Source organism: Amycolatopsis sp. NPDC003676, assembly GCF_053587275.1.
Genome location: NZ_JBSFNS010000020.1, coordinates 1 through 21,096, shown reverse-complemented (window position 1 = coordinate 21,096; position 21,096 = coordinate 1). Strand labels below are relative to the sequence as shown.

The 21,096-nt window shown below is 70.1% G+C and carries 19 protein-coding genes and 1 pseudogene; 10 read left to right on the top strand and 10 right to left on the bottom strand.

The genetic code is table 11. The annotated features are described in order from the left end of the window. Positions 1-5: 5 nt before the first annotated feature. The 3 genes from ACWDNU_RS15390 to ACWDNU_RS15380 all read right to left on the bottom strand — a co-directional run bounded on the left by ACWDNU_RS15390 (position 6) and on the right by ACWDNU_RS15380 (position 5,042). On the bottom strand, positions 6-1,766 hold the full coding sequence (locus ACWDNU_RS15390; RefSeq protein ID WP_449669276.1) for an ABC transporter ATP-binding protein: 1,761 nt from the start codon (positions 1,764-1,766) through the stop codon (positions 6-8). Next, on the bottom strand, positions 1,763-3,454 hold the full coding sequence (locus tag ACWDNU_RS15385) for an ABC transporter ATP-binding protein (RefSeq protein ID WP_449669275.1): 1,692 nt from the start codon (positions 3,452-3,454) through the stop codon (positions 1,763-1,765). Before ACWDNU_RS15385 ends, ACWDNU_RS15390 begins: the two co-directional genes overlap by 4 nt. A 700-nt stretch (positions 3,455-4,154) precedes the next feature. Beyond that, the gene (locus ACWDNU_RS15380; protein WP_449669274.1) at positions 4,155-5,042 is read right to left on the bottom strand and encodes a DMT family transporter; all 888 of its coding nucleotides are present in this window, start codon (positions 5,040-5,042) and stop codon (positions 4,155-4,157) included. Between the two features lie 43 nt (positions 5,043-5,085). Here ACWDNU_RS15380 and ACWDNU_RS15375 point away from each other — a divergent pair, with 43 nt between their 5' ends. The 6 genes from ACWDNU_RS15375 (at position 5,086) to ACWDNU_RS15350 (ending at position 10,619) form a co-directional block, all read left to right on the top strand. Further along, positions 5,086-5,586: a mycothiol transferase gene (locus ACWDNU_RS15375; protein ID WP_449669273.1), complete on the top strand. Its 501-nt coding sequence runs from the start codon at positions 5,086-5,088 to the stop codon at positions 5,584-5,586. Positions 5,587-5,610: 24 nt separating this feature from the next. After that, the gene (locus tag ACWDNU_RS15370) at positions 5,611-6,321 is read left to right on the top strand and encodes an MBL fold metallo-hydrolase (protein WP_344276007.1); all 711 of its coding nucleotides are present in this window, start codon (positions 5,611-5,613) and stop codon (positions 6,319-6,321) included. A gap of 645 nt (positions 6,322-6,966) precedes the next feature. Continuing rightward, entirely contained in the window at positions 6,967-7,782 is an 816-nt protein-coding gene (locus ACWDNU_RS15365) for an ABC transporter permease (RefSeq protein ID WP_370936780.1), read from the top strand. Beyond that, the gene (locus ACWDNU_RS15360) at positions 7,767-8,471 is read left to right on the top strand and encodes an ABC transporter ATP-binding protein (RefSeq protein ID WP_370936781.1); all 705 of its coding nucleotides are present in this window, start codon (positions 7,767-7,769) and stop codon (positions 8,469-8,471) included. The genes ACWDNU_RS15365 and ACWDNU_RS15360 overlap by 16 nt, the downstream gene beginning before the upstream one ends. After that, on the top strand, positions 8,458-9,468 hold the full coding sequence (locus ACWDNU_RS15355) for an ABC transporter substrate-binding protein (RefSeq protein WP_449669272.1): 1,011 nt from the start codon (positions 8,458-8,460) through the stop codon (positions 9,466-9,468). The genes ACWDNU_RS15360 and ACWDNU_RS15355 overlap by 14 nt, the downstream gene beginning before the upstream one ends. Then, positions 9,465-10,619, top strand: coding sequence for an LLM class flavin-dependent oxidoreductase (locus ACWDNU_RS15350; protein ID WP_449669271.1), 1,155 nt, complete (start codon positions 9,465-9,467; stop codon positions 10,617-10,619). Before ACWDNU_RS15355 ends, ACWDNU_RS15350 begins: the two co-directional genes overlap by 4 nt. A gap of 201 nt (positions 10,620-10,820) precedes the next feature. Here ACWDNU_RS15350 and ACWDNU_RS15345 read toward each other — a convergent pair whose 3' ends face one another. From ACWDNU_RS15345 to ACWDNU_RS15335, 3 genes are all read right to left on the bottom strand, one after another. After that, positions 10,821-11,486: a GntR family transcriptional regulator gene (locus ACWDNU_RS15345; protein WP_449669270.1), complete on the bottom strand. Its 666-nt coding sequence runs from the start codon at positions 11,484-11,486 to the stop codon at positions 10,821-10,823. 60 nt (positions 11,487-11,546) lie between these two features. After that, entirely contained in the window at positions 11,547-12,809 is a 1,263-nt protein-coding gene (locus tag ACWDNU_RS15340; RefSeq protein ID WP_449669269.1) for an alpha-hydroxy acid oxidase, read from the bottom strand. A 142-nt stretch (positions 12,810-12,951) separates the two neighbouring features. Further along, positions 12,952-13,902 (bottom strand): response regulator transcription factor, encoded by a 951-nt coding sequence (locus ACWDNU_RS15335; protein WP_449669268.1) that lies wholly within the window; start codon positions 13,900-13,902, stop codon positions 12,952-12,954. A 143-nt stretch (positions 13,903-14,045) separates the two neighbouring features. Here ACWDNU_RS15335 and ACWDNU_RS15330 point away from each other — a divergent pair, with 143 nt between their 5' ends. Then, entirely contained in the window at positions 14,046-15,476 is a 1,431-nt protein-coding gene (locus tag ACWDNU_RS15330; protein WP_449669267.1) for an amidase, read from the top strand. Position 15,477: 1 nt separating this feature from the next. On the opposite strand, the gene ACWDNU_RS15325 is transcribed toward ACWDNU_RS15330, so the two are convergent. Both ACWDNU_RS15325 and ACWDNU_RS15320 read right to left on the bottom strand, forming a co-directional pair. After that, positions 15,478-16,332, bottom strand: coding sequence for an alpha/beta hydrolase (locus ACWDNU_RS15325; RefSeq protein WP_449669266.1), 855 nt, complete (start codon positions 16,330-16,332; stop codon positions 15,478-15,480). Continuing rightward, entirely contained in the window at positions 16,329-17,546 is a 1,218-nt protein-coding gene (locus ACWDNU_RS15320; protein WP_449669265.1) for an amidohydrolase family protein, read from the bottom strand. Before ACWDNU_RS15320 ends, ACWDNU_RS15325 begins: the two co-directional genes overlap by 4 nt. A 53-nt stretch (positions 17,547-17,599) precedes the next feature. On the opposite strand from ACWDNU_RS15320, the gene ACWDNU_RS15315 reads away from it, so the two are divergent. Beyond that, positions 17,600-18,172, top strand: coding sequence for a TetR/AcrR family transcriptional regulator (locus ACWDNU_RS15315; protein ID WP_449669264.1), 573 nt, complete (start codon positions 17,600-17,602; stop codon positions 18,170-18,172). Here the strand turns inward: ACWDNU_RS15315 and ACWDNU_RS15310 are convergent, their stop codons facing one another. Continuing rightward, complete coding sequence (locus tag ACWDNU_RS15310) at positions 18,173-18,928, bottom strand: IclR family transcriptional regulator (RefSeq protein WP_037805676.1); 756 nt, start codon at positions 18,926-18,928, stop codon at positions 18,173-18,175. It lies immediately after the preceding gene. A 39-nt stretch (positions 18,929-18,967) separates the two neighbouring features. Between ACWDNU_RS15310 and ACWDNU_RS15305 the strand changes: the two genes are divergently transcribed. Both ACWDNU_RS15305 and dmpG read left to right on the top strand, forming a co-directional pair. Next, positions 18,968-19,870: an acetaldehyde dehydrogenase (acetylating) gene (locus ACWDNU_RS15305; RefSeq protein ID WP_449669263.1), complete on the top strand. Its 903-nt coding sequence runs from the start codon at positions 18,968-18,970 to the stop codon at positions 19,868-19,870. Then, the gene (gene dmpG, locus ACWDNU_RS15300) at positions 19,867-20,892 is read left to right on the top strand and encodes a 4-hydroxy-2-oxovalerate aldolase (protein WP_449669262.1); all 1,026 of its coding nucleotides are present in this window, start codon (positions 19,867-19,869) and stop codon (positions 20,890-20,892) included. Before ACWDNU_RS15305 ends, dmpG begins: the two co-directional genes overlap by 4 nt. On the opposite strand, the pseudogene ACWDNU_RS15295 reads toward dmpG, so the two are convergent. After that, positions 20,886-21,096 (bottom strand): annotated as a pseudogene (locus ACWDNU_RS15295) (TetR/AcrR family transcriptional regulator); the annotation flags it as partial. The gene dmpG and the pseudogene ACWDNU_RS15295 overlap by 7 nt on opposite strands.

Here is a 21,096-nt window from a genome sequence, read left to right as displayed (position 1 = left end):
CCGGATCACTCCGTCCTGCGGAGGCCGGACCAGGCAGTCCAGAGCGTGGCGTACCGTCCGCCCGCGGCGACCAGTTCGTCGTGCGTCCCGGATTCGACCACCGCACCGGCGTCCAGGACGACAATGCGGTCCGAAGCCGCTGCCTGGGTCAGGCGGTGCGCCACGATCAAGCCGGTGCGACCTTCGAGCGCGGCGGCTGCGGCGGCTTCCAGCGTTTTCGCCCCCGCGCTGCCTGCTTCGGCCGTTGCTTCGTCGAGGATCGCCACCGGCGGGTCGGCGAGCACCAGGCGGACCAGCGCGAGTTGCTGAGCCTGCGTGACGGTCAGCCGGTGCCCGCCCTCGCCGACGACCGTCGCGAGCCGGTCCGGCAACGCTTCGACCCACTCGGCCGCGCCGACTTTCGCAAGTGCCCTTTGGAGATCGTCGTCGCTGGCCCCGGGAGCGGCGAGGCGGAGATCATCTGCCAGTGGGCCGCTGAAGACGTGCACCTCCTGGCTGATCAACGCCACCGCGCGACGGGTGGCGGCCGGGCCGAGCTGGTCGAGCGGAACACCGCCGATCGACACCGCACCCTTGCTGGCCTGGTGGATTCCGGCGATCAGTTTCGCCAGCGTCGTCTTCCCGGCCCCGCTTGCCCCGACCAACGCGACTCGCTCACCTGGGGCGACTTCCAGATCGACGTCCCGAAGCACCGGATGGTCGTCCACATAGGAGTGTCCGATGCCGACGGCCTTCACCGACGCGTCGACCGGACGGCTCACCCGGGTCGGTTGGGCGGGCGCGGGGAGATCCGCCACGCCGATGAGCCGGGACAGGCTCGCGGTCGCCGCCTGCGCGTCGTCTACCAGCGCGAGCGCGGTGTTGATCGGCCCGAAGAGGCTGTGGAAGTACAGTGCGGCCGCCGTCGCGACACCGACGGTCGCGAGATTCGCGCCCACCAAAAGAAAACCGGCGGCAAGTACGGCTGACAGCCCGACGAACTCGGCGAGATTCAGGCGTCCGTAGAAGCGGGTCGCGAGCCGAACTCCTCGCAAGGCCAGCTTCACCGCGCCGTTGGACCGTTCGCGGACCCGATCGACGTGCGCGTCCGCGAGACGGAATGCGCGGACCGTTTTGGCGCCGCCGATGGTGTCGAGAAGCTGTTGCTGCTGCGCGCCGACGGCGGCGCGCTGGGCGGCATACAGCGGGGTCGCGCGGCGGACGTACCAGCGGACGGTGTGCAGCTGGATCGGGACCGCCAGCAGGGCCGCGGCGAGGAAACGCCAGTCGAGGATCGCCATCGCGACCAGGGTGAGCACGATCGTCAGCACTGAGCGGGCGAGCGCGGGCAGCGCTTGCCGGACGGCTTCGGCGACGACCGAGACGTCGTTGGTGACGCGGGTGGTCAGGTCGCCGGAACCGGCCTTCTCGACCTGCTCCAGCGGCAGGCCGAGCGCGCGGTCGATGAACCGTTCGCGCAGGTCGGCGAGCATGGTTTCGCCGAGCCGGGCGAGCATCGAGACGCCGATGGCGGTGGCGATCGCGGACGTCACGGCGACCAGAACCAGCCCGGCGACCGGGTACCCGAGCGCGGACGCGGGCTGCCGGGTAGCGACCAGGTCGACGACCCGGCCGAGCAGGGGAGCGGCGAGCAGGCCGATCGCGGTCGCGCCGACCACGAAGGCGAAGGACCCGGCGGCGCGGCCTTTCGCCTGGCGCAGCAAGTCGAGCAGGACGGCCCGGATGCGCGGCCCGGCGGCGACGGGCAGAAGTTCGCGTTCGTTCACGACAGCACCGCCGCTCGGTAAGCCGCCTCGGCGCGGACCAGTTCGGCGTGGCTGCCTTCCGCGACGACCTGGCCGTCTTCGATCAGCACGACCCGGTCGGTCGCGGCGAGCAGGGCCGGGCTGGTGGTGACCACGATCGTCGTCCGGTTCCGGCGCAGTTTCGCCACTCCGGTGGCGATGCGGGCTTCGGTGACGGTGTCGACGGCAGTGGTCGGATCGTGCAGCACCAGGACTGTCGCTTCCGTGGCGAGGGCGCGCGCGAGGGCGACGCGTTGTCGTTGCCCGCCGGACAGCGATCGCCCGCGTTCGGTGACCGTCGTGGCGGTGCCGGACGGGAGAGTCGCGGCAACTTCGTCGGCGGCTGAGGCGGTGAGCACTCCGTCGGGGATGGCGGGCATTCCGCCGCGGACGTTGTCTTCCATGGTGCCCTCGAACAGATCGGTGTCGTGCGCGGCGACGAGGACGACGTCGCGGACTCGTTCTGGGTCCACAGTGGACAGGTTGATGTCGTCGATGTGGACGGCTCCGCTGCTGGGGTCGGCGAACCGGCCCAGGCAGTCAAGGAGATCCGTGGCCGTGGCGGGGTCGGTGGTGACGACGCCGAGCAGCTCGCCGGGCGGGACGGTGAGGTCGAGTTCGCGGAGTTTTCCGTGCGATACCACGGAAAACATTACGCTGCCGCTCGCTGGGACGGGCAGCTCGCCGGTTCCGTCCGGGACAGCCGGGGGAGCGCTGAGCACGGCGGCGACTCGCCCGGCGGAGGCGCGGCCCTGGGCGAGCTGGCCGTTGACCCAGGCGAAGATGGTGAACGGTGTCTGGAGGAACTGGGCCAGTCCGACCGCGGCGACCAGATCGCCGACGGAAATCTCGCCATTCGCGGCGAGCGAGCCGCCGACGAGTGCGACGATCGCGATGAAGATCCCGGTGAGGGCGAGCAGTGCGCCGTTGTGCCAAGCCTGCGCGCGGGCGGCGCGGATGGTCGCCTGCAGCGAATCTTGGCTGGTGCGGCGATAGCGTGCTGTTGCCGCCGGTTCCGCGCCGATGCCCTTCAGGACGCGCAGCCCGCTGACGAGATCGGCGGCGACGCCCGAGGCGTGCGCGGCGCGTTCCTGCTCCAGTTCGCTGCGTTTCTCGAGCGGTTTGCCGATGAGGTGGGCGAGGAAGAGCAGGGGCGGCGTGCCGAGGAGGACGAGCAGCCCGAGCGGCACGGACATCCGGAGGAGCACGACCGCGCTCACGACCAGCCCCACGAGTGCTGCGATGCCGAACGGAAGCACCGCGTTGATCATCCCGACTCGGCGGGCGTCCGAAGTCCCGACGCTCGCCAATTCCCCGGCGAGCGAGCCGCTTTCCGCTCCGCCGCGAGGATGCAGGACCCGACGGCTGACCGCGAGCCGGATCTCGTGCGCGGCCCGCTCGGACGCCCGCTCGGCGGCTCGTGCGCCGAAACGGTAGCTGGACGAGAGCACGAGGAAGACGACGGCGAGTACGGCGAGCCAGCCGAGGAGGGTGAGGGCGGAACTGTCGCCTACGGCTCGGTCGAGTACGACGCCGACCACTACTGGGACGAGCGCTTCGCCGCCTTGGTGACCTGCGGCGAGGATGGAGGCGGAGAGGACGGATTTCCGTTGGCCGGTGACGGCGCTGCGGAGGACTTGGCGGCTGGTGGTGGGTGGGGTGGTGGTCACCGGTGCCTCCGCGTGGGGTGGGCGGGTTTGGGGCGGCTGGTGATGGTGCCGCGGAGAACTTCGCGGCCGGTGGTCGATGGGGTCGTGGTCACCGGCGTCTCCGCGTGAGGTGAGTAAAGGTTGGGCCGATGGCAGCGCTGTGCCGGAGGCGTCGGCGAGTTGTGGGCGGGGTGGTGGTCACCGGTGCCTCTCGGTGGGGCGAGAGGAGGTCGGGCGGATGGCTGCGTGGGCGGGGTTTCGGTTGGCTGGCGGCAGCGCCGCGCCGGAGGCCTCGGCCAGTCGTGGGCGGGATGGTGGTCACCGGTGCCTCCGCGCGGGTGGGTGCCGTTGCCTGGCGGTCGTGCTGGGCAGCGGGTGCTCTCCAGCCGTGGGCTCGGTTGCCGGGACGAGCGCTTCGCCGGTTCTGGTGGCCTGCGGCGCGGATGAGTCTCCATCGGCCGGTGCGGCGTTGCGGAGAACATCGCGGCTGGTGAGGGGTGCGGTGGTCGCCAGGGCCTCCGCGTCGGGTTGGCGGAGGTCGGGATGCCGGCGGCGAGGCTCGCGCCAGGCTGCGCGTTGTCTCCAGCCGGCTGTGCGGGCGTGGTCACCGACCCCTCCGTTCGTGCGGGCGGGGCTGGTTCGTTCGCCGATTGCTCCCGTTTGTCCCGCCAGCTGCGAAGGCTAGCCTAACCTTCGCAGTGCGGGTAGGCGGGAGCTGGGGCTACCGGTGGGCGTCGCGGCTGGCGGGCTCGGTTTCCGGGGGCTGGTCTTCGGCTGAGACGGCTGGTTCGGGTTCGCCGAATCGGGCCAGCGCCAGGGCGGCGGCGACGGCGAGGACGAAACCGATCAGCGCGACGACGGCGAAGCCGGGGCGGGTGCGGTCGCCGAGCAGCACGACGCCGATCAGCGACGGCATGACTGTTTCGCCGAGCACCATCATGGCGGTGGCCGTTGTGACACTGCCGCGTTGCAAGGCGGTGGCGAAGAACAGCATCGCCAGAGCGCCTGCGACGGCGACGACGTACAAGGCAGGGTCGCGCAGCAGGTCCAGAGGTGCGAGGCTGGGGATCACCCGTCCGGCGACCGCGACCAGGCCGAAGCACAGGCCAGCGACCAGGCCTAGTCCGGCGGTGCGGACGCGGTCGCTGGCGCGGCCGACTAGGAGTCCGGCGATTCCCAGTGCGACGGCGGCACCGGCCAGCGTCAGGCGGAAGGCCAGGCCGACCTCAGTTGAGCCCTCGCTTTCTGCTGACGAACCGAGCAACGCGAGTCCGGCGCACACGACGCCTACGGCGGTCCATTCCCGGGCACCGAGCCGGACGCCGAAGACCCGCACGGCGACGGCTGTTACCGCGAGGCTTGCGGCTTGGGTTGCCTGCACCAGGAAGAGCGGCAGGACGTGCAGGGCGGCGATCTGCGCGACGAAGCCGACGCCGTCTAGCAGCAGGCCGACAACGAACTTCCACTGTCGCAGCACGCGCAGGAGGAGGCGCGGGTCGACGCCGGAACCGCCCTCGTCGGGGGCGGCCTTCGCGGCCACTGCTTGCATGACCGAAGCGACGCCGTAGGCCACTGCGGACAGCAGCGCGCACAGAAATCCCCACACCATGACGCCGAGGGTATTCCTGCCCGGCGACGGTAGGGTCGGGGCCATGGCGGAGGGAGAACGCGTCTGGCCGGATCCGCTCGACGGCGACGAGATGACCGTGCAGACGCGGTTCCTCGACTTCCTCCGGGCGACCGCGGTGCAGAAGGTCACCGGGCTGACCCGGGAACAGGCGGTCGCGACTCCGTTGCCCAGTTCGCCGCGGACCAGCGCGCTGGGCGTGCTCAAGCATCTGACCGCGGTCGAGCGGTGGTGGCTCGTGATCGAGGCGGGCGGGGCCGACGAGCCGTCGTTGTGGCCGGGGTCGCCGGATCCGAGCTGGGACCTGACGCCTCAAGACGACGTCGCCGGGGTGGTCGCGGCCTATCGTGCCGAGCGGGAACTGGCGGCGGCGGCGCTGGCCGGGCTGACACCGGAGGACCGGACGCGGCGGTCCGGGGAGTTCACTGTCCGCTGGGTGCTGGCGCACGTGGTGCAGGAGACCGCGCGGCACGTCGGGCACCTCGACGCGCTGCGGGAGCTCGCCGACGGCTCCGTGGGCGAGTGAGCGGCGACCGTTAGGCTGCGGGGCATGGCAGACCAGCTCTACTTCCGCCAACTGCTCGCCGGCCGCGATTTCGCCGTCGGGGATCCCGTCGCGACCCAGATGGTGAATTTCGCTTACCTGATCGGGGACCGCGAATCGGGCGAGGCGGTGCTGGTCGACCCGGCGTACGCGGTGGGCGACCTGGTCGAGACGCTGGAGTCCGACGGGATGCGGCTGACCGGAGTGCTCGCGACGCACCACCACCCCGACCACGTCGGCGGCGACATGATGGGCTTCTCGCTGCCGGGCATCGCGGAACTGCTCGCGCTGCGGCCGGTGCCGATCCACGTCAACGCGCAGGAAAGCGAATGGGTGCGCCGGGTGACCGGCGTGTCGGACACCGATCTGCGCGCCCACGAGCACGACGACGTCGTGACGGTCGGCTCGATCGACATCCGGCTGCTCCACACGCCGGGGCACACGCCGGGAAGCCAGTGCTTCCTGGTCGGCGACCGGCTGGTTTCCGGGGACACGCTGTTCCTGGAGGGCTGCGGCCGGACCGACTTCCCGGGCGGCGACGCGGACGCGATTTTCCGCAGCCTGCAATGGCTGGCGACGCTTCCGGGCGATCCGGTCGTGTATCCAGGACACCAGTATTCGCCGGAGTCTTCGGCGTCGCTGTCGCGGGTGAAGGGGACGAACTTCGTCTTCCGGCCCCGGTCGCTGGAGGAATGGCGGCTGATGTTCGGCGGCTGAGCCGGATCTCGGTTCAAGCTGCCGAAAGCGCGGCTCGGCGCGCAGTGCCGGAGGCTGGCGGCGGAATCGGCTCGTTGGCCGGGAGGTCGCCGCAGCGAGGGCGTCGCAGGTTGGCTGCGGGGCGGCGCGGTTGCGCCTATGGGGTGTGCAGTGCGGAGTCGGGGCGAAGAACGCTTGCTGTGCCGTGGAAATAGCCATAGTGATCTTGTACCGCACAGCACCGACAATTTTCGCGACGGCTCCAGACATCCGGTGGTTTGTCAGGGTAGCCGCCGCGATGACCGGCCGGATCTCGGACTGAACGCATCGGATGTGCGGAGCTGACTGGGAAACCCCTGAGCAAGCACCAGCACGGCTCGTCCCATGTTCGGCACCAGCCCGGGAAACCCGTCCCGCATCCCGGGCATCCGCGTACCGGCCGGGTGAACAAACCCCGTACACCGGCGCGCGGGTTCCAGTGCGTGAGAGCCGGAAAGCACGACATTGACTTCACCCGTCCGGGGATCGAAGCTCGGGGGCATGAAGCGCGGCGTCCTCCTCGTGTGCCGCCTGCACGTCGACCTCCGGCAGCAGGCGAGCGCGGTCTGTCTGTCCCGCCGCTGAATCCCTTTCCCTGAACCGAAAACCCCCACCCGGGAGAAATCCGTGTCGATTTCCACCACGGGCGTGCTGCCGCGCGCCGAAACGGCCGCGCCGAAGCGTGCGCCGCGGCGGCGGTTGCCGTCGCTGCGGCGCTGGATCAGCCCGGTCGCGCTGGTCGCGGCGTGGCAGATCGCCAGCTCGACCGGCGCGTTGCCGCCCGACAAACTCAGTTCTCCCCTGACTGTCCTGCAAGCCGGCGTCGACGTCGCCCGCAGCGGCGAACTCGGCAGTGCCTTCGTTGTTTCGCTGGGCCGCGTCGGCGCGGGGTTCGCGCTCGGGGCGCTGGCCGGGCTCCTGCTCGGCGCCGTCGCGGGGCTGTCCCGGTGGGGCGAGGCGCTGGTCGATCCGCCGGTGCAGATGTTGCGCACCTTGCCGTTCCTCGGGTTGATCCCGCTGTTCATCCTGTGGTTCGGGATCGGCGAGGAGACCAAAATCGTCCTGGTCGCCCTCGGCGTGGCGTTCCCGTTGTATCTGAATGTCCACTCGGGAATCCGCACCGCCGACCCGCAGCTCGTGGAAGCCGCGCGGGCGCTGGGGTTCACGCGCGGCGAACGGCTGTGGCACGTCGTTCTGCCGGGTGCGCTGCCGCAGGCGCTGGTCGGGCTGCGGCAGTCGCTCGGGGTCGCGTGGCTGGCGCTGATCGTCGGCGAAACGGTGAACGCGGACGCCGGGATCGGTTACCTCATCAACAATGCCCGCGAATTCCTGCGCACCGACGTCGTGGTGGTCGGGCTCGTGGTCTACGCCGTGCTGGGGCTCGTCACCGACGCGCTCGTCCGGCTGCTCGAAAGGAGGGCCCTGCGATGGCGAGCCCGGTAGTCGAGGTCCGTGACCTCGCGAAGAAATTCGGGGACCGGACTGTCCTCAACAGACTCAACCTGGACATCGGCCGCGGCGAGTTCGTCGCGCTGCTCGGACGAAGCGGGTCCGGGAAGTCGACGCTGCTGAAGGTGCTGGCCGGGCTGGATCAGGAGATCGAGGGCACCGCCAGCATTGACGGGACGGTTTCGGTCGCCTTCCAGCAGCCGCGGCTGCTGCCCTGGCGCAAGGTCTGGCGCAACATCGTGCTCGGGCTGCATCAGGACAACGGCCGCGCTGTCGCGGAGAAAGCGCTAGCAGAAGTGCGGCTCGCGGAGCACGCCGACAAGTGGCCGCTCACGCTCTCCGGCGGTGAGGCGCAACGGGTTTCGCTCGCCCGGGCATTGGTCCGCGAGCCGGATCTGCTGCTCCTGGACGAACCGTTCGGCGCGCTTGACGCGTTGACCCGGCTGGCGATGCACCGGCTTGTCGAGGATCTGTGGCGCACGCATAAACCCGCAGTACTGCTGGTGACGCATGACGTCGACGAGGCGCTCGTACTCGCCGACCGGATCCTCGTCCTCGGCGAAGGCCACATCGTCGCCGAACACGTTCTCGGCCAGCCGCGTCCGCGGAAGGCCGCCGACCATGCCGAGGTGCGCAGCCGCGTACTGGCCGATCTGGGAGTGACCGAAGGTGCACCTGCGTAACGTCCTGGCCGCGGCGCTTCTGCTGACCGGGCTCGCCGCCTGCTCGTCGTCCGCTTCGGACGGTCGCGCGCCGGTGCCCGCCGCGGTGTCGCCCGCCGAGCTGAAGAAGGTCACGCTTCGCGTCGGCGACCAGAAAGGCGGGGTGAAATCCCTGCTCACGGCGGCGAATCAGCTGAGCGGAACGCCGTATCGGATCGAATGGTCGACCTTCACCTCCGGGCCGCCGTTGCTGGAGGCGGCGTCGGCGGGCGCGATCGACGTCGGCCGGGTCGGCAATACGCCGCCGATTTTCGCGGCGGCGTCGAAGGCGAAGATCTCCGTGGTGAGCGTCGCGAAGAGCAATGTGGAGCGGGAAACCATTCTGGTGCCGCCGGATTCGCCGCTGACCGATGTCGCGTCTTTGCGGGGCAAGACGGTCGGTGTGGCGAAGGGGAGTTCGGCGCACGGCCAGCTGCTGAATACGCTGAAGAAGGCTGGTCTGTCCACAAAGGACATCAAGCTCTCGTTCCTGCAGCCGTCCGAGGCGTTCGCCGCGTTCACTCAGCACCAGATCGACGCGTGGGCGATCTGGGACCCGTACACCGCGCAGGCCCAGCTCGAGGCGCACGCCCGGGTGCTCGCGGACGGTCGCGGCGCGTCCAACGGGCTCGCCTTCGAGACCGCCAGCACGACCGCGCTCGCCGATCCGGGCAAGAACTCGGCGATCAAGGATTTCGTGCAGCGCGTGGTGAAAGCCCAGCTGTGGGCCAATTCGCATCCGGACGAGTGGGCACGCGCGTGGGCGGCGGAGACCGGGCTGAAGCCGGAGGTGGCGAAGAAGGCCGTTTCCGCCGGGCGGGACCGGCCGATCCCGCTGGACGATTCCGTCGTCGCGTCGGAGCAGCAGCTTTCCGACGCGTTCACCAACGAGGGCACGCTGCCCGGGAAGGTCGACTTCGCGGCGTTCGTCGACCGCCGTTACGGGCCCGACATCGAGGCCGCGAGGAGGAACGGATGAGCGTCAAACTGCACTGGTTCCTGCCGACCACCGGGGACGGCCGGACGATCGTGGAACGCTTCCACGCCAACAAATCCCAGGGCCCGAGCGCGCAGCGGCCGGCGGATCTGGACTACCTCGCGCAGGTCGCCCGCGCGGCCGAGCGGCTCGGGTTCGAGGGCGTGCTGACGCCGACCGGGACCTGGTGCGAGGACGCCTGGCTGACCACCGCCGCGCTGATCCGCGAGACGAAGCGGCTCAAGTTCCTGGTCGCGTTCCGCCCGGGCGTCATCTCGCCGACGCTCGCCGCGCAGATGGCGGGCACGTTCCAGCGGCTGTCCGGCGGCCGGGTCCTGCTGAACATCGTGACCGGCGGCGACGCGATCGAACAACGCCGCTTCGGCGATTGGCACGACCACGACGCCCGCTACGCCCGGACTGACGAGTTCTTGTCGATCGTGCGCGGCGTGTGGTCTGGGAAGCCGTTCGATTTCGCTGGCGACCATCTGCGGGTCGAAGGGGCCACGACGCTTGCGGCACCGGATCCGGTGCCGCCGCTGTACTTCGGCGGGTCCTCGGCGGCGGCGCTCCCGGTCGCCGCGCGGCACGCCGATGTGTATCTGACCTGGGGCGAGCCGCCCGCGCAGGTCGCGGAGAAGATCGGCAAGGTACGGGAACTGGCGGAGGAGGCCGGTCGCACGGTGCGGTTCGGAGTTCGCCTGCACACGATCGCGCGCGACACCTCGGCGGAGGCTTGGGCGGAGGCGCAGAAGCTGCTCGACGCGCTGAATCCGGAGCAGATCGCGAAGGCGCAGTCGCAGCTGGCGGCGAGCGAGTCGGTGGGGCAGCGGCGGATGGTGGCGTTGCACGGCGGCAAGGCTGGGACGACGGCGCGGGATCTGGAGATCCATCCGCATTTGTGGGCCGGGATCGGACTGGTCCGCGGCGGGGCGGGGACGGCGCTCGTGGGCAGTTACGAGGAGATCGCGGATCTGATCGAGGAGTACCACGACGCCGGGGTGTCGGAGTTCGTGCTGTCCGGGTATCCGCATTTGGAGGAGGCGTACTGGTTCGGCGAGGGGGTGCGGCCTGAGCTGGGGCGGCGTGGGTTGCTCGATGAGGTGCCGGTGTTGCGGGCGGTGCCGCGGGAGCAGGCGGTGGCTGCGCAGTAGGGATGGTCGTGAGAACCGGCACCGCCGCTCACCAGCCCTCGCACTGACCGATGCGACGGCGTTGGCGGTGCGGCGAGGTGAGTGCCGTGCGCGCCCAAGGCGGTGCGGGCCGGGGCGAACATGCGAGTCCCGGTGTTGGCGCGGGGCGGCGGAATGCTGGAGCTGGGTGTTGGCGTTGCCGGTGAGATCCGGCACCGTCACTCACGAGAGCAGGTGGGGCACCTCGCTCCGGCGGCGCAGTGCGAGGTGCATCATGGCTCGGCCGCCGAGCTCCAGGTCGTCATCGAGCGCCTTCAACGCCGACTCGCCGCCAGCGCGGAGCTGGCCGACGAGATGCCGGTGGGTTGTCGCCAGGTGCTCGGCGGAGGACTCGGCGCGGATGGTCGCGAGCATGCAGTTCAGCTCATTCGCGCAGGCCCGGTGCGCGGCGACTACGCGAGGATTCCCGCTGGCGGCCACGATTTCCGCGTGCACCGCGCTGTGCGCCTCGATCACGTGCCGCCACGGGGTTTCGGCGGTCATCGCTTCGAGGTGCCGCACGGCCTCGTCGACGGCGTCGAAGTTCGCGCCTTGGAGAAGCGCGAGGCGCAGCGCGCCCAGTTCCAGGATCGACCGGTACGAGCACATCGCGTCGATGCGTTCGGCGGTCACCGCGGGCACGACGATTCCCTTGTTGCGCTGGTGTTCGAGAAGCCCTTCGGACACCAGCGTCTGCAGCCCGGACCGCACCGAATGCCGCCCGGCGCCGAACCTCGCGCTCAGCGATTCCTCGGTGAGCCGCGTCCCGGGTTCGAGGACGCCGTCCAGGAGATCGTCGCGGAGGGCTTGCGCGATGCCGCCTGGCGTACTGACCGCCTGATCGCGCACGTCGCTACTCGTTTCAGCAGAACTTCCCACAGCCGCTGCCGATCTTAGCCGAGCCCACCGTCAAATCCGGGCGGGCAGCCGCAGGGAGGCGTGTTCCGCGCTGATTTCGTCGGTGCGCACGACGCCGAGCAGCCGCAACGTCCGCGTGTATTCGGCGCGGAGGATCTCGATCGCGCGGTCGACGCCCTGTTCCCCGGCCGCCATCAGGCCGTACAGGTAGGCCCGGCCGACCATCGCCGCCGACGCGCCCAGTGCGCGCGCGGCGACCAGGTCGGCGCCGGTCCGGACGCCGGTGTCCAGGATGATCTCGCAGTCGTCGCCCACCGCATCGACGACGCGGGGCAGCAGTTCCAGCGGGGTCGGCGCGCGGTCGAGCTGGCGGCCGCCGTGGTTCGAGAGCACGAGGGCGTCGACGCCGGAACCGGCCATCTCCTTGGCGTCGGCCACGCTCTGGATACCCTTGACGACCAGCTTTCCCGGCCACAGTTCGCGCAGCCACCGCAGGTCTTCGACAGTCAGGGACGGGTCGAACATCGTGCCGATCAGTTCCTCGACCGTGCCGTCGAAGTTGCTGAGCGCGGCGAACTGCAGCGGTTCGGTGGTCAGCAGGTTCATCCACCAGGACGGCCGCACGGCGATCCCGGCGAGCGTGCGGACGGTCAGCGTGGGCGGGATGGTCAGTCCATTGCGGACGTCGCGCATCCGCGCCCCGCCGATCGGGGTGTCGACGGTCAGGACGAGCGCTTCGTACCCGGCCCGCGCCGCGCGGTCGATCAGAGCTTCGCTCGCGGCGCGGTCTTTCCAGAGGTAGAGCTGGAACCACTGCCGCGCGGACGGCGCACACGCGCGGACGTCTTCGAGATCGGTGGTGCCCATCGTCGAGAGCACGTACGGGATTCCGGCGCGAGCGGCCGCGCGGGCGACGGCGATCTCGCCCTCGTGGTGCATCATGCGCGTGAAACCGGTGGGCGCGAGCACGAGCGGCAGCGCCGACTGTCCACCGAGGACGGACGTCGACGGGTCCACCTCGGTGACGTCCTGCAGCACGCGCGGATGCAACTCGACGTTCTCGAAGGCCCGCCGCGCCCGGCCGATGCTGATCTCCTGCTCCGCCGCGCCGTCGACGTAGTCGAAAACCGGCCGGGGAGTGCGGCGGCGCGCGATGGAGCGCAGGTCGTCGATGGTGTGCGCGGTGGCGAGGCGGCGTTCGCGGACATCGAACCTCGGCTGCCGGAACTTCAGCAGCGGGCGGATCTCCGACGGCCGGGGCAGCCGCCGCTTGATCGGCCGCCGGGGCAGGTGCTCGGGTTCGAACGTGGTCATCCGCTGCCTCCTGGCCACCGAGAAGATCGGTACACAATGTGCGATACACAGAATGCTTGCTGCGCCGCCATTGTCGGAACTTGTGGGCACGGCGAGTCAAGCACGGTCCCATCTTGATCGCAAGGATTGTGACACAATCTGATCAGTGGTGGGCGGCCTCCAGCGCGCCGAGAGTGTCCAGATCGTGTTCGAGCGCGTGCCGGGCCAGCGCGGTCCGGTTCGGGCAGTCGAGCTTCACCAGCGATGACTCGACGTGGCTGCGCACCGTCCGGATCGCGATCCCGAGCGCCGCCGAGATCCGCTCGTTCGACCAGCCGCGCGCGATGAGACCGACCACGTCCAGCTCCCGGCCGGTCAGCGGCCCGGGCTCGGGCACGCGGGAGATCCGCAGCAGCACGCCGTCCGGACGACGCACCCGCGCCAGCACTCGCCACCAGACACCGTCCGCGTCCCGGTGGCGGAATCCGGTCCGCTCGGTCGAAGCGCACTGCGCGGCGAGGCGGAACTCGCGCTCGCCGAGCGGCAGCTGGTCCACCGCGGCAGCGCGCACTTCGACCTGGGACCGCGAAACGAACAGCACGACATCAGCGGTGGAATCGCCCGGTTCGGCACCAGGGTCGGCGAGCGCGGCGAAATCGTGCGACAACATCGTGAGCGCGAGGACGGATCCGTCGTCCAGCGGACGGTCATGCGTCGAACTCAGCGCTACGAAACTCCGCTCCGGGCCGGTACCCGGCGAGAGCGGCAGCGTGACGCCTTCGCGGAAACCGTAGGGCTGAATGCCTTCCCGGTACGTCCTGGTCTCGTGGACCTCCGGGATGTCGACGAAGCGCAGTGGCAGACCCAACCGGGCGGCGCGCGAGTGGATCGGGCACTTCCACCGGTAGGTCGTGGTCATGTAGCCGAGCATGTCCGCCGGATAGCCGAGGTTGACCGTCGCGGTGCGCTGTTTGCTGCCGCTCACCAACGCGATGCAGGCGAAACCGAGCTTGTCGCGCACCGCGCGGAGCGGAGTCTCGACGGGCAGGTCGCCGCGCCCGGCCGCGCGCACTTCCTGGGCGAGCCGTGCCCACCACTGCACATCCGCGGCCATGTTCCGAACCTCCGCTGCCGAACGGAGCATGAACGCCCGCCGTCCTGGATGTCAACGGGGCGCACGCGCGGATCGGCTTTTAGGCCGATGCGACCGCCGACGCATGCTCGTAGCGTTCCGGATCCCCGGCTGAAGGAGACCCGATGAACATCGACGAATACGCCGCCCTCGACGCCACCGCGCTCGCTGCGGTCATCGCGTCCGGCGAGGTGACGGCCGAGGAGGTCGCCGCACTGGCGGTCGAGGCCATCGGCAAGGTGAACCCGGAGCTGAACGCGGTCGCCGACGGCCCGTTCGAGCGTCCGCTGGAGTACTCGCCGGACGGCCGGTTCGCCGGGGTTCCGTTCGCGATCAAGGACATCGTGCTGCACGCCGCCGGGGTGCCGACCCGGATGGGCACGCGGCTGCTCGGCAAGGGCGTCGTGCCGCCGGAGGACACCCATCTGATGGAGCGGTTCCGCGCGGCGGGTCTGGCGACGCTCGCCGTCACGACCACGCCGGAGCTGGGGTTCAACGGCAACTCCGAAGCGCTGGCCTACGGTTCGACGCGCAATCCGTGGAACACCGGGCACAGCGTCGGCGGATCCAGCGGCGGTTCGGCGGCGCTCGTCGCGGCCGGGGCACTCCCGATCGCGCACGCCAACGACGGCGGCGGGTCGATCCGGGTGCCCGCCGCCTGCAACGGCCTGGTCGGGCTGAAACCATCGCGCGGCCGGGTGCCTACCGGGCCGGACTTCGCCGATCCGCTCTACGGCATGGGCGTCGAACTCGCGGTCTCGCGGACGGTCCGGGACACCGCCGCGCTGCTCGACGAGGTGGCGGTGAGCTATCCGGGCGACCCGTACGTTCTCGCGCCGCCCGCGCGCCCGTGGCTGGACGAGGTCGGCGCCGACCCGGGTCGCCTCAGGATCGCCCTGCACACCGAATCGTGGGCGGGCAGCTACGTCGACCCGGAGGTGGCGCGCGCGGTCGAGGCGACCGCTGAGGTGCTCGAAGCGGCGGGCCACCACGTCGAACGCGCGACGCCGGTCTTCGAATGGGAGTCGTTCCTGCACGCCAATCACGTGCTGTGGTGCGGATTCCTGGCCGGCGCGGTCGCCGGGATCGAAGAGATGACCGGGGTCGCGGCGAGCCCGGAGAACCTCGAACGCACCTCCTGGGCGTGCGTCGAATACGGCCGCTCGGTCAGCGGGATGGAACTGACCGCGGCGCTGGGGGCGATGAACGTCGTTTCCCGTGCGGCGGGCCAGTTCTTCACCGGATACGACCTGCTGCTGACCCCGACGATGAACACCCCGGCGCTGCCGCTGGGCCGCCTCGACGCGAACGCCGATCTCACCGCGACCGATTGGACGAGGCAGCTTTTCGACGCGTGCACGTTCACGCCGTTGTTCAACCAGACCGGCGCGCCCGCGATCAGCCTTCCGCTCGGGCAGTCCTCGCAGGGACTGCCGATCGGCGTCCAGCTGGGCGGCCCGGTCTGCTCGGAATCGCTGCTGCTGCGGGTCGCGGCGTTCCTGGAGGAGGCGATGCCGTGGGCGGACCGGCGGCCCGCGGTGCACGCCGCCGGGTGATTCACTGGGCCCGGTAGGTCCGGAGATAGCTGAGGAACGAGGACTGCAGGCCGGTGACGTGCGTTTCGCGCAGGACCGCGGTGGTGACGTTTCCGCCGCGAGCCTTGAGGCGGTGCAGGAACGTCGCCGTGTGCTTCGCGAGGCTTTGGTACACGGCGAGGTCTCCGAACAGCTCCTGGTCGTTGACCGTCACGTGCAGCTTGGCGGCGGGCAAACTGTCGCCAAGCTCGGCAAGCTGGGCGAAAACCTTGCTTTCCTCACCGATGACGCCAGGGCTGCCCGCTCCGATGCTTTCGAAGAGCGGGCAGCCGCTGAGCCACGCGTAGAGGCTGAAGAGCCCGCCGTAGGAGTAGCCGAAGAGGCCGTGGCCGCTCGGGGCCGCGTGATAGGCGCGCTCGATCCGCGGGTGCAGTTCGTCGGCGAGGAAAGCCAGGAACGCGTCGGCGCGGCTGTCGCGCAGTTCGGCGAGGTAGGCGTCGGCCTCCTCGCGGGTCATCCTGCCCGTTTCGATGCCCATCTCCACGGCATCGACGAACTCCTGGGCGATGGGTTCGCCGGGCGGCACGAGGTCTCGGTTGCGCAGCCGCGTCCAGTCCTGTGCTTCCTCGCCCGCGTAGCCGACGCTGACCTGGAGGTAAGGCTGGATCGGCTGCATGGGATCCGCTTGGGTGACGATGAGCGGAGCCGTCATGCCCACGGCCCAGTTGCCGTCGAGCACGTACACGACCGGCACCCGCGTCTTGGTGTGGTCGTAACCCGGCGGCGTGGTGACCCAGATGCCGTAGGTGTGCCCGCTGCGCGAACGCATTTCGAAGTAATCGGTGCCGGCGAGGCAGCCTTGCCACAGAGTGCTCATCGGAGGTCCTTTACGACGCGTCCGGCTTGGACGACGACAACGGCGTTCGCGGGGTCGGCGAACAGCTTCGGATTTTCGAGCGGATTTCCGTTCCACAGCACGAGATCCGCCTGCAGGCCGGGTGCGATGACCCCCACCTCGCCGGACAGGCCCAGGATCTCGGCGTTGGTCTTCGTGGCCGCGACGAGGGCTTCCATCGGCGTCTCCAGGTCTGCGCGCAACGCGAGCTCTTCCCCTCGGCGGTCCTGAGCCGGACCGATGAGATCAGATCCGAGCCCGATCCGCACTTCGGCGTTCTTGGCGGCAGCGAGCGCCTCGGCCATCCGCTCGCGAACACCCAGCGCCCGATCGCGGATCGACTCGCCCAGCCCGGCTTCGGCGGCGTCGCGCAGCAGGTGCTCGACGACGGCGAAAGTGGGCACCAGGGCAACGTCGTGGGCGGCCATCAGCGCGGCCGTGGACTCGTCGATGTCGGTGCCGTGCTCGACACAGCGCACTCCGGCCTCGACGGCGTTCCGGATGCCTTCGTTGTTGTGCGCGTGCACCGTCACGTAAGTGCCTCGTGCGGCGGCTTCTTGGACGGCGACGGCGATTTCTTCCACGGTGAACTGGGTGTCGGTCAGCTTGTCGTGCGCGCTGACCACGCCGCCGGTCACGCAGAGCTTCAGGAACGAGGCTCCGCGACGGAAGGCCTCGCGCACGTTGCCGCGCAGCTCGTTCGCGTTGCCCGACATCATCGACAGGGCGGCCAGACCGGGAATGTGATGGCTGCTCCACAGCTCGGTGGGTTCCCATTCGGGCCCGTAGTAGCCGTGCCCGCCGGTCTGGCACTGGACCGGCCCGCACGACAGCACGCGCGGTCCGCGGACCTTGCCCTTGGCGATCGCGGTGACGACGCCGCCGTCGATCCCGCCGGTGTCCCGGACGGTCGTGAACCCCGCGTCGAGGGTCGCGCCGGCGGTGGCGAAGATGTCCGCCGCGATCTCGGCGGCGCTGAGCTGGAACGAGAACTGCGGCTGGATCGGGCTCGACAGGCCGAGGTGAACGTGGGCGTCGATGAGGCCGGGCGTCATGGTCAGCCCGGTGGCGTCGAGGTGCTCGCCGGAGCCGCCGGGCTCGGCGATCAGCCCGTCCTCGACGGCGACGGTGCCGTCCGCGGGATCGCGCCCCGAACCGTCGATGACTGTCGCGCCGACTATCTGAAAACGTCCCACGAGCCGTTCCCTCCGCCGTTGCCGCGTTCTTTTCCAATGGATAAACTGTGGGAGTGAGCCTGTCAAGCACGGAAGGCAAGGGCGACGCCCGCGAACGTCTCCTGGCCCGGCTTCTCGACGCCTTCGACGGGACGCTTCCGTCGCCGGAGGTGTCGCTTCGGGAGGTCGCCGCCAGGGCCGAGACCAGCCACGCCCTGCTGCGCTACCACTTCGGGTCGCTCCCGGGCGTCTTGGCGGCGATGCTCGGGGCACAGCGATCCCGGGACAACGAGGCGCTTTTCAAGACTGCCCGACAGGGCACCTTCGACGATCTCGTCGTGGCGATCTGGCGGACGTACACGCGCCCAGAGCAGCTGTCGCGCGTTCGCGGGTTCTTTCACGTCACCGGGCTGGCCGCGTACCGGCCGGAGGACTTCCGCGAGTTCATCGATTCGCTCGACGACCTGACCAAGATGCTGGCGTCGCTCGCGGAACGCGAAGGGCTTGCCGCCGACGAAGCGCTGACCAGGGCCGCAGTCACCGTCGCCGCGATGCGCGGCCTGCTCTTGCAGGAGGTCCTGACTCCCGGGGCTTACTCGGAGGAAGCCCTTGCCCTGATCTTGCGCCTGGGCAAAGGGCAGTCCTGATCAGGTTTCGGAGACGGTCCGGGACAACGCCAACGCCACCGTCCGGACCGCGGGCGCGACTCGTTCGGTTCGCATCCGCGTCGCCCATCCGGAGATCGACACCGCGGCCACCGCGAGCCCGTTGGCATCGACGAGCGGGCTCGCCGCGCACACCACGCCCACGCCGGATTCCTCGCGCTCGAACGCAATTCCGTCCTCGCGAATCCGTGCCAACTGCCGCCGAAGCAACCCCGGCGCGGTGATCGTTCGCGGGCTGACACGGGGGAGTCCGGCATCGATCACCCGCGTCACGACATCGTCGGGGGAGCAGGACAGAATCGCCTTCCCGACGCCAGTCGCGTGCGCCGGAAACCGCCCGCCGGTCCGCGAAGGCAGATCCGGTGCGTCCGGCCCGCGCAACACGTCCAGGTAGACCACCTCGGTCCCCTCAAGCACCGCGAGATGCACCGTGTTCCGCGTGGCCTCCCGCAGATCCGCCAGGTACGGGCGCGCCGCTTCCACCAGGCCGCGGCGGCGCACCGCCAGCTGGCCGATCTCGAACAGCCGCAGCCCGAGCCGGACCGAGGTGCCGTCGCGTTCCAGCAGGCCGGTGTCGGCCAGGTGCCCGGCCAGGCGGTGCACGGTCGTCTTCGCGAGGCCGGTCCGGCGCGCCAGTTCGGAGACGCCCAGTGCGTCGTCGCCGGGGCGGAAGGCTTCCAGCACGGCGGCGACGCGCGCGGTCACGAGCCCGTCGCCGTTCCGTCCAGTGGTACGCATGGGTTGAGTGTGCCCCATCCCGGCGAGCACCGTGCAGACATGGCGGAACGCAAGGTGACGGCCGCGATCGTCGGCCCGGGCAACATCGGTACGGATTTGCTGGCAAAACTCCAGCGCAGCGAGCACGTGGAAGTGCGCTACATGGTGGGCGTCGACCCGGCGTCGGACGGGCTCGCCCGCGCCGCGAAGCTCGGGCTCGAGACGTCCGCCGAGGGCGTCGACTGGCTGCTGGCGCGCCCGGAACTGCCGGACCTGGTGTTCGAGTCGACGTCGGCGAAGGCCCACAAGGCGAACGCGCCGCGGTACGCCGAGGCCGGCATCCGCGCGATCGACCTGACGCCCGCCGCGATCGGCCCGCTCACGTGCCCGGCGGTCAATCCGCCCGACCAGCTGACCGATCGCAACGTCAACATGATCACCTGCGGCGGCCAGGCGACCATCCCGATCGTGCACGCGGTTTCGCGGGTGACGCCGGTGTCGTACGCGGAGATCGTCGCGTCGGTGTCGTCGCGATCGGCGGGACCCGGCACGCGCGCGAACATCGACGAGTTCACCGAGACCACCGCGCACGCGATCGAAAAGGTCGGCGGCGCGGACAAGGGCCGCGCGATCATCATCATCAACCCGATGGACCCGCCGATGATCATGCGCGACACGGTGTTCTGCGCGGTCGACCCGGACGCCGACTTCGACGCGATCAGCGAATCCGTGCACCGCATGGTGAAAGACGTCCAGCAGTACGTGCCGGGCTACACGCTCAAGGCCGACCCGCAGTTCGACCCGCCGCGGCCGGACTGGAGCGGCGAGGCCCGCGTGGGCGTGTTCCTTGAGGTCGCGGGCAACGGCGACTACCTGCCCAAGTACGCGGGCAACCTCGACATCATGACCGCCGCCGCCGCGCGCGTCGGCGATCTCTTCGCCGCTCAGGAGGTGGCCGCGTGAACAACACCGACGTCCGGCTGGTCGACACCACTCTGCGCGACGGCAGCCACGCCATGGCGCATCAGTTCACCGAGAAGCAGGTGCGCGACACCGTCCGCGCGCTCGACGACGCGGGCATCTCGCTGATCGAGGTGACCCACGGCGACGGCCTCGGCGGCTCCACCTTCAACTACGGTTTTTCCTTGGTGGACGAGCGAAAGCTCATCGCCGCCGCGGTCGACGAGGCGAAGCAGGCGAAGATCGCCGTGCTCCTGCTGCCCGGCCTCGGCACGGTCACCGACTTGCGCGCGGCGGCCGATCTCGGTGCGGGCGCGGTGCGGATCGCGACCCACTGCACCGAGGCCGACGTGTCCATCCAGCACTTCGGCGCGGCCCGCGATCTCGGCCTCGAGACCGTCGGATTCCTGATGCTGTCGCACATGTCGTCGCCGGAGGACCTCGCGAAGCAGGCCCGGATCATGGTCGACGCGGGCTGCCAGTGCGTGTACGTCGTGGACTCCGCGGGCGCGCTGATCCTGGACGACGCCTCCGAACGCGTCGCCGCTCTCGTCGCGGAACTCGGCGACGAAGCTCAGGTCGGGTACCACGGACACCAGAACCTGAGCTTCGGAGTAGCCAACTCGGTGCTCGCGTACCGTGCGGGGGCCCGGCAGATCGACGGTTCGCTCGCCGCGCTCGGTGCTGGCGCGGGCAACTCGCCGACGGAGGTCCTCGCGGCCACCTTCGAACGGCTCGGCATCAAAACCGGGGTGGACAAAGACGTTCTGATGGAGGCCGCGGAGAACGTCGTGAAGAAGTACCTGACCCGGCTGCCGGTGATGGACCGGTCGTCGATCATCCAGGGCTACGCCGGCGTGTACTCCAGCTTCCTGCTGCACGCCGAACGCGCGGCCGAGCGCTACGGCGTCCCGGCGCACGAAATCCTGTACAAGGTCGGCGAAGAACGCTACGTCGGCGGCCAGGAGGACATGATCATCGACATCGCGCTGCGGCTGCGCGACGAGCGGGCAGCCGCTCAGTGAGCCCCCGAGTCGAAAGCGTCCGCGCCGAGCACGAGCTGCACGCAGTGCTCGACGAGACGCTCGCGGCTCACCTTAAGCGTGCCGTCGAGGTAGGCGATGAACACGTTGCTGAGCGCGCCGACGAGACCGATCGCCACGAGCTGGCGGCCGGTCTCGTCGCCGCGCGACAGCTGTTCGCCGACGAGCGTGGTGAACGCCGGGAGG